Genomic DNA, 15131 nt, shown 5'->3' on the forward strand with positions numbered 1-15131 from the left:
GACTAGACATGAGCGAACATGCAGTATTATGGGAAGAACTGACCTTGGATGATGCGCTGGAGCTGGCGGAAAAACGGGGGATTATCATTGTGCCTGTTGCCACAACCGAAGCGCATGGCAATCATCTGCCGTTAGGCACTGATACCTATACAGCCGAATGGATAGCACTGGAAATCAGCAGAAAGACCGGCTTGCCCGCACTGGTGCCGACGCCAGTCCGGGCTGGGGCGTCGCCAACATTTCACTATGACCGCAATGGTGACCCTGTGCCGGGCACGCTTGCCGTAAGCCACAGTACCCTGCATGCTTTTCTTAAGGATATCATCCGCGGCCTGTGGACTTCCGGTTTCCGGAAAGTCATTATTATCCAAGGCCACGGACAGGAGCCAAACCTGCAGGTAATTACGCAGGAAGTAGCCACTGAGCTGCGCCGGGAAAACAAGAGTGTCTTTATTGCTGCAGCCACCTATTGGGAGCTGGCAGCAGAAACTTTGCGCCGCGAAGTGACAACACCTTTTTATCATTCCGGTGAAGAGGAAACCAGCAATGTCTTATTCGTTCGTCCCGAGCTTGTTAAGCTGGAGAAAAGTATCGGTAAGGAATTGGTGCCGCTGATTGATAAGTCTCTGCTGAAAAAATCCATTACCCAGGATGAGACGGAAACTTTCCAGGTTTTTGATATTGCCCAGATGATTCCCATACCGGAGCCGGGGCACCGGAGCGCTGCCGGTATTGGGACAACAGAGCAGATTAAAAGTGCAACGGCTGAAAAAGGGGAAAAGGTTTTAAACAGAGCGGTGGAACGGTATCTGGACCTGATCCGGGATCTGGAGGAAAACTATGCACCTCAGGAAGTTCCAGGATCGGACGTAAAACAGCGGCCTGCAGCCAAACGGTTTGCAGTTAACTACTAGGTTGTCACAGGAGGATTCGTTAATGGCTAAGCTAACATCAGGCGCTTCAACAGAAAAATTTTGGGATGTTAAACTGGAAACACAAAGCAGGCAGGAATGGGATGAACTTAAGCTGGCGCTGTTGAAAAAGCATTTGCGTCATGCCTATGAAGGATCACCGCATTACCGGCACAGCTTTGATCAGGCCAAGGTACATCCCGATAAAATAAAAACGCTGGCAGATATTCAATACTTTCCCACCATTGAAAAGAAGTTAATTCGCGAGAGGCAGGAGGCTGTGCTGCCTTTTGGCGACTTGCTTGCCGCACCGGAACGGGATATCGTGTATATTTCTACTTCCAGCGGCTCAACAGGAATACCGACAGCTTCTCCCTTCACCGCACAGGATTTTGAGGATTGGATGGATTATGAGGCCAGGCAGTTCTATTCCAGCGGACTTCGCTCCAAAGACCGGTACTGCCATGCCCTGAATTTTTCCCTCTTTGTCGGCGGCCCCTGTGTATTGGGGGCGCAGAAGGTTGGCGCCCTGACCATCCATGCCGGAACGATCCCTTCCGACCGGCTGCTGATGATTGCCCGGCAATTCCAAGCTACTGCCATCTGGACAACGCCTTCCTATGCGTGGTATTTAGGAGAAACAGCAAAACAGCAGGGCTTGAATCCGGCATCAGATTTTGCTATCCGGAAAATCTTTGTGGCTGGTGAACCAGGCGGCTCCATTCCGGAAACACGGGGGCAGATTGAGGCGCTTTGGGGAGCCGATGTATATGACTATTACGGCTTATCCGATATTTTTGGCTCCTGCGCCGGAATGTGCGAGGCCAAGCATGGATTGCACTGGGCTGAGGACCATATTTTGCTGGAAGTGCTCGACCTTAAGACCGGGGAACCGGTAGCGGAGGGTGAGCGGGGAGAAATGGTGCTGACCACCTTGAAGAAAGCAGCCCGGCCGATGGTTCGCTTCCGGACAGGAGATATTGTGTCCTATACAACCGAACCCTGCAGCTGCGGGCGGACGGCCTTACGGCTTCACGGCATTCACGGCAGGATTGATGATATGCTGATCATTAAAGGCGTCAACGTATTTCCGAGTGATGTGGAGGCGATTGTCAGGAAAGATCCCGCCTACAGCGGTGAGTACCTGCTGATCGTTAACCGGCGCAATCATCTGGATGAGTTAACGGTGCAGGCCGAGCATGCTGAAGGACAGGGCAGCACGCATGAACTGGCAGAGCGGCTGAAGAAGAATCTGAAAGCTGCTACAGGCATCTCGGCAGCAGTGGAAATTTTGTCTCCTGGTACACTGCCCAGGGCAACGCATAAGGCCAAACGGGTTGTGGATATGCGTTCCCAGGTGTGGAGTTAAAAAAAGTGAAAAGAAATGAGGGATTCGTGTGGCACTGATAAACGGTGAGCAATATAAAGCAAGTCTTGCGAAGCTGCGTCCCAATATCTATAAATGGGGCAGGCTAATTGAGGATGTGACGACGCATCCGGCTACCAGGCTGCATGTAGAGTCTGTTTCCCATTCCTATGATGCTGCTTTTACCGAAGAAGCCGGTATTTTTACCCGTACCTCTCATCTGACGGGGCAAAAAGCCCATCGCTGGAACACGCTGATGACCAGTGCCGAGGATGTACTGGCCAACAGTCAGATGAAGCGGGCGCAGTTTCACCGCACCGGGACTTGCCAGGGAGCTACCTGCGCAGGTTGGACGGCGCTCAATGCTCTGTGGGCTGTTACCTATGAAGCCGATCAAGAGTACGGAACAGCTTATCACCAGCGCATCAAGGATTATTTTGCCCTGGTTGAAGACAATTCGTATGCCCTGGCCGGTGCACTGACTGATGCCAAAGGCAACCGGGCGCTGGGCGTTGCCCAGCAGCCTGATGCCGACAGCTATCTGCACATAGTGGAAACAAGACCGGATGGCATTGTCGTTAGGGGCTGCAAGGCCCAGATATGCGGTGTTGCCGCCGCACATGAGATTATCTGCGTGCCGGGAAGCGCTCATACTGAGGCCGATAAGGCGGCAGCGCTGGCTTTTGCAATCCCGCGCGATGCGGCAGGTATTACGATTGTTGAGACCCGGCGCCCCAGCGACAGCCGCGATGAGGAGGAGGGCTGGGACTCACCGAAAGCAGGTGGGATAACGCAAGCGTTCCTGCTGTTTGATGATGTTTTTGTACCGAACGAACGGATTTTTTTATGCGGTGAATATCCGTATACCGGCGTATTTTTACATTACTTTACTGCAATCTACCGGTCGGCTATCGGCGCCTGTGTGGCCGGGCAGGGTGATGTGATGATCGGTGCCGCGATCAATATGATTCAAGCCAACGGACTAAAGCAGAAAACCTTTCAGGAAAAACTCAGCCAAATGGCAATTAACAATGAAATTACCTATGGTATTGGACTGGGGGCAATGTTTAAAGGGGCGCAGCATCCTTCCGGTATTTGGATTCCTGATCCGCTCTTGGCTCATGTCAACAAAACCCAGGTGGCTACCCTGCCTTATCAGACAAAAGTACTTGCTCAGGAAATCAGCGGCGGTATCGCGGAAACGGGCTGCTTTCCCGCCTATCAGGACTTTCAGTCTCCTGAATACGGCGATAAGCTGGTACGGGCGCTGACAGCAGGCATAGACGGAAAAGAACGGGCCAAGGCAGCCCGTCTGGTCGAATGGCTGACAGTTGGCGGCGGCATTCCTGGCTGCATGCATGGCGGTGGTTCGCCGGAAGGGGCCAAGCTTGTTGTGCGTAAAAGCGAGCCTTGGGATCATTTTGCTGAGTATGCGAAGAGAATTGCAAATGCAGGTAAGTTAGATGCATAATGTCCGTGGAAGAGGCCTTGACTGTCCAATTCTTATATGCTAGGATAACAGAAATTGGAGATGTTAGGTGATCAGTAACAACTGAAGGCAAAGGTATTCCGGCGGAACCTTTGCCTTTTTGTATAGGAACCTGGCTATGATAACTTCCCTGCCGGTTAGCTGGTAATAAAACAATGGAGGGGTTACAATGACAAGAGAAAAGAATTTGGAGAACATGTCCTGTACAGATTGCAGTATTTACAACTGCCGGAGCAAGAACAAAGCATTTCCTGGCTTTTGCCTGACTACCAAGGACAATGAGGGACATTCTATTGCATCAGATATTGAAGAAATAAAAAATTGCCTCCAGGGTGATGATGAAGATGCGCTGGTTGCCAAAGCTTCAGCGCAGGTGGAGGGACTTTTTTACGGTAAGCTTACCAGGGTAGAGGAAATAATTGAGTTTGCCAATCGTATTGGTGCAAAAAAAATCGGAATCGCCACCTGTGCCGGTTTAATCGAAGAGGCGAAAATCTTTGCGGATATTCTTACCGCCAAGGGGTTTGACTACTACAGCGTCATTTGCAAGGTCGGTTCTGTGGACAAAGCCGAAATCGGCATACTGGAAGAACATAAGATTAAGCCGGGCAGTCATGAAGCCATGTGCAATCCCATTCTGCAGGCCCGCATCCTGAACTATCACAAAACAGATCTCAATGTGGTTGTAGGATTGTGCGTAGGCCATGATTCTCTGTTTATTAAGTACTCGGATGCTTTAGTGACTACATTAATTACGAAAGACCGGCTGACAGGGCATAATCCGGCGGCAGCCTTATATACGGCTCACTCCTATTACAAGCGCCTGCTGCAGGTAAAAGAATAGGCCCGGGAACAATAAAAAAGGGCATTGACAAGTGGCTGAAAAACATGTTAAAATCGTCACAATTGAACATGACTCTTATCTAGAGTGGTCGAGGGACTGGCCCGATGACACCCAGCAACCGGCAGCAATGCAGTGGTGCTAATTCCAGCAGGATTTTTATCCTGAGAGATGAGAGAAAGGCCGGATGAAAAGCCCCCTTTCCTCGTGAAAGGGGGCTTTTCCTTATAGCTGCCTCCAACCTGGAGTGCTTTAGTGGATAGAATGTTGGAGGTGACGGAATTGACAGTTGAAAGCGTGTCAATAGAGGATGAATTAATAACTACAGTAGACAGTTTTACCTGCGTTGCGCATGTAAGGGTAAATTTGCTGAACGGTCCTGGTGCCGTTACCCGCATGCTGCAGGAACTTGCTGCGAATCATGTTAACTTAGAATTAATCAGTATTCGCGCCGGGCAAGTAATGTTTACCGTGCCGGAGGAAGCTGTGGAGACGGTTTGCGCCGGCCTGAAACAATTTGATTGTTGTTTTGATATTGAAAAGCAGTGCTCGATTGTATCGATCAGCGGAGGCAAGGTAACGCAGGTCCCTGATTTAACTGCCCGCATTACCGGGGAACTCCTTTCCGAAGAGATACCGCTGCTGCGAATGCTTGGCTCAGTCCATCAAATAACGATGCTTTTACCAACGGCACATTTGCCGTCAATGGTCACGATTTTGGAGAGTAAATTTGGCATTGCATTTGGTTAACGTCATGACGCTGACAATTCGTAAGCAGGTATGTCAGGAAAAGTGAGGGGTATATATGGAGCCGAAAATAGATAAGGAAAATGGAGTGGCAGCTTCTAAAAAAGGATATAATCAAATAGTTATTACCATTCGGGATGGGAAGGTCATTTCTTTTGAACAAAGCTTTCATGATGGCGCTAACGACGGAACGAACAGTGAGCGTGTTTAGGGGAAGCATCAACATCAACCAGTAAGAAATGGAGTGAGCGATTTGACGAAAGCTGCGAATAAACCAGCCGTAAAAAGTGAAGAAGTCATTTCCGGGGAAGTGCTGGAAAAAATAGAACAATCCTTTCAGGGAATGCTGCATGGGACAATTACGCTGATCATACAGGATTCCCGGATTATTCAACTGGAAAAGCATGAAAAAATAAGGCTTGTTTAGGAGGGCACAGAGTGGAGAAGAAGAGTAAAGCTGACTCGGCAGCGTCAAATAAAAACGCCAAACAGTCTGCCGAGCTGCAGAAAATGATTCTGGAGGCAGTAGGCGGATTAAAATACGGGCAAGTGGTGTTTGTCATTAAGAATGGCAAGGTTGTTCAGGTGGAACGAACAGATAAAAGCCGGATTACCGGCCTGGAAGGAATATATGGCGACGGAATCTAGGCGTAGCAGTATCCCGCCGGTTTGAAGATACGCCCCAGGCCGATCAGTAAACTGAAGGCTCTACATAAAACTGTCATTTATAACAAATAGGAGGAGAATGAACGATGACATTACCAGAAAACCTACGTTTAGCATCTTTGGCAGTCCATGGTGGACAAGAGCCTGATCCGGCAACCGGCTCGAGAGCAGTACCGATTTATCAGACAACCTCTTATAATTTCAGGGACAGCGAGCATGCGGCAAATTTGTTTGGTCTTAAGGAATTTGGCAATATCTATACACGTATTATGAATCCGACGACAGATGTTCTGGAAAAACGGATTGCAGCCTTAGAAGGCGGAGTAGGCGCTCTAGCCTTTGCCTCCGGTCATGCAGCCATTAGTGCAGCCATATTCAACATCGCCCAGGCAGGTGATGAGATCGTCAGTTCGTCTAGCTTGTACGGCGGTACATACAACATGTTTGCCTATACGCTGCCCAGGCTGGGGATCAAGGTGAATTTTGTCGACTCCAGTGATCCGGAAAACTTCCGCAAGGCCATTACGCCCAATACAAAAGCGATTTATGCTGAAACGATTGGCAATCCGCGAATTGATATCCTGGATATTGAAAAAGTGGCTGCTGTTGCTCATGAGAACGGCATCCCGCTGATTATTGACAGTACGTTCGCCACACCGTACCTGTGCCGGCCTATTGAATTCGGAGCAGATATTGTGGTCCATTCTGCTACGAAATTCATTGGCGGACATGGCACCTCTATGGGAGGACTGGTTATTGACGGCGGCAAATTTGACTGGAATAACGGCAAGTTTCCGCTGCTGAGCGAACCGGACCCAAGTTATCATGGGATCCGTTATACGGAAGCGCTGGGAGCGCAGGCCTATATTGTCCGCTTGCGCGTGCAAATATTGCGCGATCTCGGCGCCTGCCTGAGCCCCTTTAACAGCTTCCAGTTCCTGCAGGGGCTGGAAACGCTGCACCTGCGCCTGAAGCGTCATAGTGAAACTGCGTTGGCTGTAGCAAAATACCTGGAAGGGCATGAACAAGTATCGTGGGTCAGCTATCCCGGCTTGTCCGGCCATAAGGATTATGCACTCGCCCAGAAATATCTCCCTGAAGGTGCTGGCGCTATTCTTACCTTTGGTATTAAAGGCGGTCTGGCAGCAGGTAAGAAATTTATTGATTCTCTGCGGCTCTTTTCGCTGCTGGCCAATGTTGGCGATGCCAAATCACTGGTTATCCACCCGGCGAGCACGACTCACTCTCAATTGACTTCCGAGCAGCGCAGTGCTGCCGGCGCACCTGATGATATGGTAAGACTGTCGCTGGGGCTTGAAGATGCGGCAGATTTGATTGAAGATTTGGAGCAGGCGCTGGCGGCCGCCCGCTAATATCGGAAGCAAGAGGCTGAGGGACCATCCGCGGGGATGGGACTTTCAGCCTCTTTTTTCTAATGAAGATAAGCGGCGGCAACAGGATTTCGCAAATACAATCACGAAAATAAATAGAGAAAGTCAAATGTGCTAAATTTGCTTTACTGACATATATTGGAGGAGTCGCCATGTCACAATTGGATGATAAGCTGGCAGCGCTGCTGCAGCTTTTACAGGAATTAGAAAGCTCGGTTATTGGGTTTTCCGGAGGGGTTGACAGCACTTTTCTTGCCGCCGCAGCTTACCGGGCACAAAAGGATAAGGCGGTGGCCATAACCGCCTGTTCCGATACGCTGCCGGAAAGTGAACTGAAAGAAGCGGAGGCGACCGCCCGCCATATTGGCATCCGTCATCTTGTACTGACCATCAGTGAGCTGGACAGTCCTGATTTCGTGGAAAATACGAACCAACGCTGCTATTTTTGTAAAAAAACACGTTTCGGCGCTTTGGCTGAGTGGGCAAAGAATCAGGACATAAAATGGGTGCTGGATGGCTCAAATGCCGATGATGTTTCCGATTACCGCCCAGGCCTCAGGGCAATCGGTGAATTAGGCCAGGTACGCAGCCCGCTGCTGGAAGTGGGACTTACGAAAGACGAAATACGGGAAATATCGGCAGCCTGGGGACTGCCTACCTGGAATAAGCTGAGCGCGGCATGTTTGTCCTCGCGGGTTGCTTATGGGCAGCCCATTACGTCGGAAAAACTGTCGCAAATCGAGCAGGCTGAAGAATATTTAAAACCGCTTACCACCGGTCAGGTACGGGTACGCCATCATGGCGACATTGCCCGTATTGAAGTTGCTCCCCAGGATATACCGGTGCTTGCCGCGCCCGAAACGGCACAGGCGGTCAGCGCTTATTTTAAAAAACTGGGCTTTACATTTGTTACGCTTGATTTAACCGGTTACCGAACAGGCAGTATGAATGAAACCCTTACACAGGCAAACGGCAACTCATGATAAGTGGAGGTGTTCTATGCTAACGGCAATTCAGCAGGCGGCAGCTACCCATTTGCTGACCAAGGAAGAGATTGTCCGGCTGCTGCAGACAACAGAGTTTGACGGCCCTCTTTTTGAAGCAGCCAATGCGCTGCGGGAAAAATATGTGGGCAACCTGGTTCACTTGCGCGGCCTTATTGAGTTTTCGAATATCTGTAAGCAGAATTGTCTCTACTGCGGTTTGCGGCGTGAGAATCTAAATGTCCAGCGTTACCGTCTCACGACAGAGGAAATTCTCGATTTTGCCGCTAAGGCCCGTTCTTACGGCTATCGTACAGTAGTCTTGCAATCGGGTGAAGATGACTATTTTACTGTCGATAAGCTGCAGTATATCATTCGGAAGATCAAAGAGCTTGATCTGGCCATTACACTAAGCGTAGGTGAAAAATCAACGGACGAATACCGGGCCTATAAAGAGGCCGGAGCAGACCGTTATCTGCTTCGGATTGAAACAACCGACCAGGCTTTGTATGAGCGGCTTGATCCGGGCATGAGCTTTGTTAACCGGATTCGCTGCTTAAAGGATTTACGGGAGCTTGGCTATGAACTGGGAACAGGCTGTTTGGTCGGTCTGCCGGGCCAGACACTGGAATCACTGGCTGACGATATTCTGTTTTTTAAAGAACTAAATGCGGACATGGTCGGTATCGGACCATTTATTCCGAATCCCGACACACCCCTGGCCGCAGCGGCAGGCGGCTCATTCGAGTTGAGTCTGAAAGTAATGGCGATTACCAGGCTGCTGCTGCCGGACATTAATATTCCTGCGACAACTGCTATGGAAACGCTTAACCGCCAGGGCCGGGTTGTGGCACTGCAAAGTGGGGCTAATGTAGTGATGCCTAATGTTACGGAGGGAGATTACCGGAAGTTTTATGCCCTGTATCCGGGGAAAATCTGTATTAATGATACGCCTGCTCATTGCCGGGGCTGTATAACCGGCAAGATTACCGCTATTGGCCGGTCTATTTCCGAAGATTATGGTTTCCGGAATAAATGCTGTCCTCTATAACACGAATCCCCGCCAGACCAGGCGGGGATTTTTGCATCTTTGTTGAAAAGAAAGTTAATATTTTCACAAGTCCAAAAACGTGTTACAATAAAGAGGTAATAATTACCACTTCGCGCTGGAATAGTAGGTAGAAACTTGCACCCAAAGGCCCTTACAGCCGCCGGATAAGCGGCTGCTTGGAGATAGAAAATACCGTCACAGGTAAAAGGGAGAGGGGTATATGAACAAGATTACCGAACTGGACAAGGTGATTGACCGAGTGAACGATGGAGCAACCATTATGATTGGTGGCTTTCTCGGCATCGGATCTCCGCTCAAGTGCATTGAAAAGCTGGTTGAAAAAGGGGTAAAGGAGCTTACGGTGATTGCGGTTACCAATGCTTATCCCGGCGGTGGCTTCGATCTGGCACCCTTGTTTAAAAACCGGCAGGTGAAGAAGTTTATTACAGCTCATACGGGTACTTGCCCGGAAGCTCTGGAGGTGTACAAGAGCGGTGATTTGGAAGTCGAATTTTACCCGATGGGGTCGTGGATTGAAAAAATCCGGGCTGCCGGGTCCGGTCTGGGCGGCGTATTGACGCCAATTGGTGTAGGTACGCTGGTGGAAAAGGACAAACAAAAATTAACCATTAACGGCAAAGAATACCTCCTGGAACTGCCGCTTAAGGCAGATTTTGCTTTTATAAAAGGATACCGTGCCGACCAACTGGGGAATGTGGAATACCGTGGTGTTTCGCTGAACAGCAATCCGGTTGTCGCTATGGCTGCTGACTATACGGTGGCTGAAGTGAATGAAATTGTGGAAGTTGGCGCTATTGAGCCTATCCGCGTGGGAACTCCGGGGATATTTGTCAGAGCTGTTATTCAAGGATACGCCTTCGAAGAGCATCAGCGGATTTATGAAGAGCTGTGGATGCGTACTGGCCGTTTAGCATAATTTCGTGCCAAAAAAAGGAGGGTATATGATGGATTATAGAGAAATGATAGCTCGTAGGGCCGCATTGGAATTAAATGACGGAGAAGTGGTAAACTTAGGTTTTGGTATGCCAACTGCCGTGGCCAATTATATTCCCGATGGCGTGGATGTGATCCTGCAATCCGAGAACGGGTGCCTGCTTTTCGGGCCAACACCCAAACGGGGTCAGCAGGATGCCGATAACGGCAATGCCGGCGGTCAGCCGATCAGTCTGCAGCCTGGGGCGGCAATTTTTGATCTGACAACATCTTTCAGCATTATTCGGGGAGGTCACGTAGATACTACTATCTTAGGGGCGCTCGAAGTGGATCAGTATGGTAATATTGCCAACTGGGCCATGCCGGTGGCACCGGGGAAATACTCACCCGGCATGGGAGGAGCAATGGACCTGGTGGGCGGAGCCCGTAAGGTTGTTGCTACTTTGCAGCATAATGATAAAAAGGGAGCCTCCAAAGTATTGAAAGAGTGTCTGCTGCCGTTGACCGGTAAAGGGGTGGTAGATATTATCATTACGGACAAGGCCGTTTTTTCTGTTGGTCCGGCAGGCTTAATCCTCCGGGAAATGGCGGCAGGCTTTACGGTTGACGATATCCGCGCTCTGACCGAAGCGGAGTTTACCGTTGCTGATGATCTTACCGAATACCGGCTGGGCTTTATTCAGGAGGCGGCAGCCGCAAAAGAGCAATAAACATGTGGCAGGACCGGGATGTTTAATCCGGCTTGCGCATGCTTTATAAACTTAAGAATAGAAAGGGGAATAAACACATGGAATTTAAAAAGGCACTTATTATCGGTGCAGGACAAATGGGCAGCGGAATTGCTCAAGTAATGGCGCAGGGCGGCTTGCAAGTAACCCTTCGCGATATTAAAGAAGAGTTCGTTAAAAAAGGAATTGCCGGAATTGATAAAAATCTGGCTAAATCAGTGGAAAAAGGCAAGCTTTCAGCTGAGGAAAAAACTGCCATTATGAGCCGTATTCAAGGTGTAGTGGAATTGGATGCCGCAGCCTGCGATGTTGATCTGGTTGTTGAAGCCGCTATTGAGAATATGGAAATCAAAAAAACGATTTTCCAGCAGCTTGATCAGCAGTGCCCGGCGCACACCATTTTTGCCACGAATACTTCCTCGCTGCCTGTAACCGCTATCGGTGCATTAACCAAACGGGCTGATAAAGTGATCGGCATGCATTTCTTCAATCCTGCTCCCGTTATGAAGCTGGTAGAAGTAATCAATGGCCTTGCCACAAGTGAGGAAACATTTGCGGCAGTAAAAGCTTTAGCAGAAAACCTCGGCAAATCCCCTGTAAAAGTATCTGATTTCCCTGGCTTTGTGGGCAACCGGATCATGATTCCGATGATCAATGAAGCTGTTTTCACCTTGATGGAAGGTGTAGCAAGCGCGGAAGATATTGATACTGTCGCTAAACTGGGCTTTAACCATCCGATGGGACCCTTGGCACTGTCCGACCTGATCGGCAACGATACCGTGCTGTACATCATGGAAGTGCTCTATGACGGCTATGGTGACCCGAAATACCGTCCGTGCCCGCTGCTCAAGAAAATGGTGCAGGCCGGCTATCTGGGACGCAAAACAGGCAAAGGATTCTACGACTATAATAAATAAATTGAATAGGCGGTGGAATGTATGAGTGAGTTTGCTAATCTGTTATTTGAGAAACAGGAAGGAATCGGGCTGGTAACGATTAACCGGCCTAAAGCCCTTAATGCGCTGAATCAGGCTACTCTCGAAGAACTGGATAAGCTGGCTGATCTAATTGCCAAAGATACTGATATCAAAGTGGTAATCCTCACAGGCAGCGGCGAAAAAGCGTTTGTCGCCGGTGCGGATATCACAGAAATGCAGCATAAAACGGCAATCGAAGGCCGCAATTTCGGTAAACTTGGTCAGGCTGTTTTCAACAAAATTGAGAACCTCCCCCAACCGGTAATAGCAGCAGTTAATGGCTTTGCTCTCGGCGGCGGGTGCGAACTGGCAATGTCCTGCGATATTCGCATTGCCTCGGACAGAGCTAAATTCGGCCAGCCGGAAGTTACGCTTGGCATTACTCCCGGCTTTGCCGGCACTCAACGTTTAGCCCGCCTGGTTGGCAAGGGACGTTCCAAAGAATTACTGTATACCGGCGATGTCATTGATGCTAATGAAGCGTATCGCATTGGCCTGGTCAATAAGGTTGCAGCTGCTGACGAACTGATGACGGTAGCCCGTGCTATGGCAGAAAAAATTATGTCCCGGGCACCGATTGCTGTTCAGCTTTGTAAAGCTGCCGTTAATGAAGGTCTGGATACTGACCTCGAAACCGGCGTGGCCTACGAAGCGGAAGTTTTTGGCCTTTGCTTCGCCACCGCTGACCAAAAAGAAGGCATGAGCGCCTTTGTTGAAAAGCGCAAAGCCAGTTTTCAAGGCAAGTAAATAAAAGCATTTCTCTAAGTTCCCGCCCTATTTTGGGGCGGGAGCTTTTATATAATGGCAATTCTTTCTTCCTTCTGGTAAAATATATGATATAACTTGCCATTTCGGATGGATGATACTGGTTATACTAGTGTTACCGATTCTAGGAGGGATGACATGGAATTATGGATGACTGAGTTTCAAACCAAAAATCTGGGTTTGACTACTAGGATTAAAGAAACGCTTTATTCAGGTAAATCGAAGTTTCAGGATATTGCGGTTGTTGATTCGGAACAATTTGGCCGCATGCTTGTCCTGGACGGTGTATATCAAACGTCTGTTTTTGATGAGTACATTTATCACGAGATGATTGCGCATGTACCGCTCTTTACACATCCTAACCCGCAGAAGGTATTAATCATCGGCGGTGGGGACGGAGGCAGCGCGCGAGAGGTAGTCAAGCACTCAAGCGTAGAAAAGGCGGTTATGGTTGAGATTGACGGATTGGTAGTAGAGGTCAGCAAACAATATCTGCCGGAGATTTCCGAAGCCATGCGTAATCAGCATCCTAAGCTGGATTTGCGTATTGATGACGGGATCAAGCATATTGCCGAACTGGAAAACCACTATGATGTGATTATTGTAGACTGCTCTGATCCTATTGGACCGGGAGAAGGCCTGTTTACTTATGAATTTTATCAGAGTGTAAAGAAAGCCTTAAAAGCTGACGGACTCTTTGTTCAGCAGACAGAGTCTCCTTTTATTCATGCCGAGCTGCTTCAGCGGGCCTGGAAAGATATTGCCTCGCTTTTCCCGATTACCCGTCTGTACCTGGCACCAATACCGCTTTATCCAAGCGGGACCCATTGCTTTACGATAGGATCAAAGGTACATGATCCGCTGACGGTAGATACCAGCACAATCGAAGAATTAAATACCCGCTACCATAACCGGGATATTCAAAAAAGCTGCTTTACCCTGCCAAACTTTATCAAACAAATGCTGAAATAAAAACTCACCTTCCGGCTGGCTGCCTGGAAGGTGAGTTCTTTTTTGAGTAAAAAGAACTTATTTTAAGTTTTCCGGATTTAAGGGTTCCAGCTCGGGAACTACGAACAGGCCGTCTTTGCGAATCAAGCGATCATCAAACCAAATTTCGCCGCCGCCGTATTCCGGGTTTTGGATGAGTACCAAATCCCAGTGAATGACGGATTTATTGCCGTTAAAAGCGGTATCATAGGCGTTGCCTGGTGTAAAATGCAGGCTGCCCTTGATTTTTTCATCAAAGAGGGTATCTTTCATCGGTGTATCAATATAGGGATTGACGCCAAGGGCGAATTCGCCGATATAGCGGGCGCCAGCATCACTATCCAGGACTTTGTTCAGTTTTTCCGTTTCATTGGCGGTTGCTTTGATGATTTTGCCGTTTTCAAATTCAAAGCGGATATTCTCATAGGTGACACCCTGGTATACTGCCGGGGTATTATAGGTGATTACACCGTTAACCGAATCACGCACCGGGGCGGTGTAGACTTCACCGTCAGGAATGTTGCGCAAACCGGAACATTTTACGGCGGGAATGCCTTTGATGGAAAAAGTCAGATCCGTACCGGGACTAATGATGCGGACTTTATCCGTCTGTTCAAACAGGGCAATCGCCGGGTCCATTGCTTTAGCCATTTTGGCATAATCCAGGTTGCAGACATTAAAGTAGAAATCCTCGAAAGCATCGGTGCTGCTATTTGCCAATTGGGCCATGCTGCCATTGGGATAGCGCATGACGCACCATTTGGTATGAGGGACCCGGATGTCCAAATGAACGGGCTTGCTCCAGTACTGTTGGTAGTTTTGCATGTTTTCGGCAGGCACATCGGACAGCTCGCTCACATTTTCGCTTGCTCTAATCCCAATATAAGCGTCCATATTTTTCATGCGCTCTGCTTCCCACTGACCAATCAGTGTTAGCTGCTCAACTGTTGCCTGACGCAGCAGGGAACGCTGCAGCTGATTGTTTTTAATTGTTAGAAAAGGGAGGCCGCCGGCGCGGTAGGTTTCATCCACCAAAGCTTTAGCCAGCGGATGGGCATTATCAAAAACTTCAATGAGTACTTTTTCACCTGGTTGTAAGTCAACAGAGTACGTAATCAGATTTTTCGCGAGTGTTTTGATTCTGGGATCCATGGAAACGCCTCCTAGTGGTAGTTATCTGTCTGTAGTATTTACAGTTATCCATTCTTATAAAAATTTCCTTTTATTTTCAATAAAAAAATTATCGTAAACCTCTTGCATTTTGTCTTAAGA

At 48.9% G+C, this 15131-nt stretch carries 17 protein-coding genes and 1 riboswitch; of the genes, 16 read left to right on the forward strand and 1 reads right to left on the reverse strand.

Translation table 11 applies throughout. The features are described 5' to 3' along the window. Positions 1-8: 8 nt before the first annotated feature. The 16 genes from EV210_RS05360 to speE all read left to right on the forward strand — a co-directional run bounded on the left by EV210_RS05360 (position 9) and on the right by speE (position 13841). A complete protein-coding gene (locus EV210_RS05360; RefSeq protein ID WP_132076752.1) occupies positions 9-914 on the forward strand; it encodes a creatininase family protein in 906 nt (301 codons plus the stop codon). A gap of 22 nt (positions 915-936) precedes the next feature. Next, complete coding sequence (locus EV210_RS05365; RefSeq protein WP_132076755.1) at positions 937-2280, forward strand: phenylacetate--CoA ligase family protein; 1344 nt, start codon at positions 937-939, stop codon at positions 2278-2280. Positions 2281-2308: 28 nt separating this feature from the next. Then, positions 2309-3748: a 4-hydroxyphenylacetate 3-hydroxylase N-terminal domain-containing protein gene (locus EV210_RS05370; protein ID WP_132076758.1), complete on the forward strand. Its 1440-nt coding sequence runs from the start codon at positions 2309-2311 to the stop codon at positions 3746-3748. A 187-nt stretch (positions 3749-3935) separates the two neighbouring features. Continuing rightward, positions 3936-4610, forward strand: coding sequence for a DUF1847 domain-containing protein (locus EV210_RS05375; protein ID WP_132076761.1), 675 nt, complete (start codon positions 3936-3938; stop codon positions 4608-4610). 72 nt (positions 4611-4682) lie between these two features. Then, a riboswitch (SAM riboswitch) is annotated at positions 4683-4785 on the forward strand. 77 nt (positions 4786-4862) lie between these two features. After that, positions 4863-5357 carry a hypothetical protein gene (locus EV210_RS05380; protein ID WP_132076764.1) on the forward strand — a complete coding sequence of 165 codons (495 nt, stop codon included), beginning with the start codon at positions 4863-4865 and terminating at the stop codon, positions 5355-5357. A 55-nt stretch (positions 5358-5412) separates the two neighbouring features. After that, positions 5413-5565, forward strand: coding sequence for a hypothetical protein (locus tag EV210_RS22500; protein ID WP_165898792.1), 153 nt, complete (start codon positions 5413-5415; stop codon positions 5563-5565). Positions 5566-5607: 42 nt separating this feature from the next. Beyond that, positions 5608-5781 (forward strand): YezD family protein, encoded by a 174-nt coding sequence (locus tag EV210_RS22995; protein ID WP_243650448.1) that lies wholly within the window; start codon positions 5608-5610, stop codon positions 5779-5781. Between the two features lie 11 nt (positions 5782-5792). Further along, complete coding sequence (locus tag EV210_RS05390) at positions 5793-6002, forward strand: YezD family protein (protein WP_207900661.1); 210 nt, start codon at positions 5793-5795, stop codon at positions 6000-6002. Positions 6003-6106: 104 nt separating this feature from the next. Next, a complete protein-coding gene (locus tag EV210_RS05395; protein ID WP_132076767.1) occupies positions 6107-7393 on the forward strand; it encodes a homocysteine synthase in 1287 nt (428 codons plus the stop codon). 170 nt (positions 7394-7563) lie between these two features. Continuing rightward, complete coding sequence (gene larE, locus EV210_RS05400) at positions 7564-8394, forward strand: ATP-dependent sacrificial sulfur transferase LarE (protein ID WP_132076771.1); 831 nt, start codon at positions 7564-7566, stop codon at positions 8392-8394. A gap of 16 nt (positions 8395-8410) precedes the next feature. Next, positions 8411-9445, forward strand: a complete 1035-nt coding sequence (gene hydE / locus EV210_RS05405) for a [FeFe] hydrogenase H-cluster radical SAM maturase HydE (protein ID WP_132076774.1) — start codon at positions 8411-8413, stop codon at positions 9443-9445. Positions 9446-9665: 220 nt separating this feature from the next. Beyond that, entirely contained in the window at positions 9666-10382 is a 717-nt protein-coding gene (locus tag EV210_RS05410; RefSeq protein WP_132076777.1) for a CoA transferase subunit A, read from the forward strand. 28 nt (positions 10383-10410) lie between these two features. Further along, positions 10411-11109 (forward strand): 3-oxoacid CoA-transferase subunit B, encoded by a 699-nt coding sequence (locus EV210_RS05415; RefSeq protein ID WP_132077358.1) that lies wholly within the window; start codon positions 10411-10413, stop codon positions 11107-11109. Between the two features lie 77 nt (positions 11110-11186). Continuing rightward, a complete protein-coding gene (locus EV210_RS05420; protein ID WP_132076780.1) occupies positions 11187-12044 on the forward strand; it encodes a 3-hydroxybutyryl-CoA dehydrogenase in 858 nt (285 codons plus the stop codon). Between the two features lie 21 nt (positions 12045-12065). Next, positions 12066-12851, forward strand: coding sequence for a short-chain-enoyl-CoA hydratase (locus EV210_RS05425; RefSeq protein ID WP_132076783.1), 786 nt, complete (start codon positions 12066-12068; stop codon positions 12849-12851). A gap of 156 nt (positions 12852-13007) precedes the next feature. Beyond that, on the forward strand, positions 13008-13841 hold the full coding sequence (speE, locus tag EV210_RS05430) for a polyamine aminopropyltransferase (protein ID WP_132076786.1): 834 nt from the start codon (positions 13008-13010) through the stop codon (positions 13839-13841). 57 nt (positions 13842-13898) lie between these two features. On the opposite strand, the gene EV210_RS05435 is transcribed toward speE, so the two are convergent. Beyond that, entirely contained in the window at positions 13899-15011 is a 1113-nt protein-coding gene (locus tag EV210_RS05435) for an aminopeptidase (RefSeq protein WP_132076789.1), read from the reverse strand. Positions 15012-15131: the final 120 nt, after the last annotated feature.

The sequence above is a fragment of the Anaerospora hongkongensis genome (assembly GCF_004339805.1).
GTDB classification, from domain to species: domain Bacteria; phylum Bacillota; class Negativicutes; order Sporomusales; family DSM-15969; genus Anaerospora; species Anaerospora hongkongensis.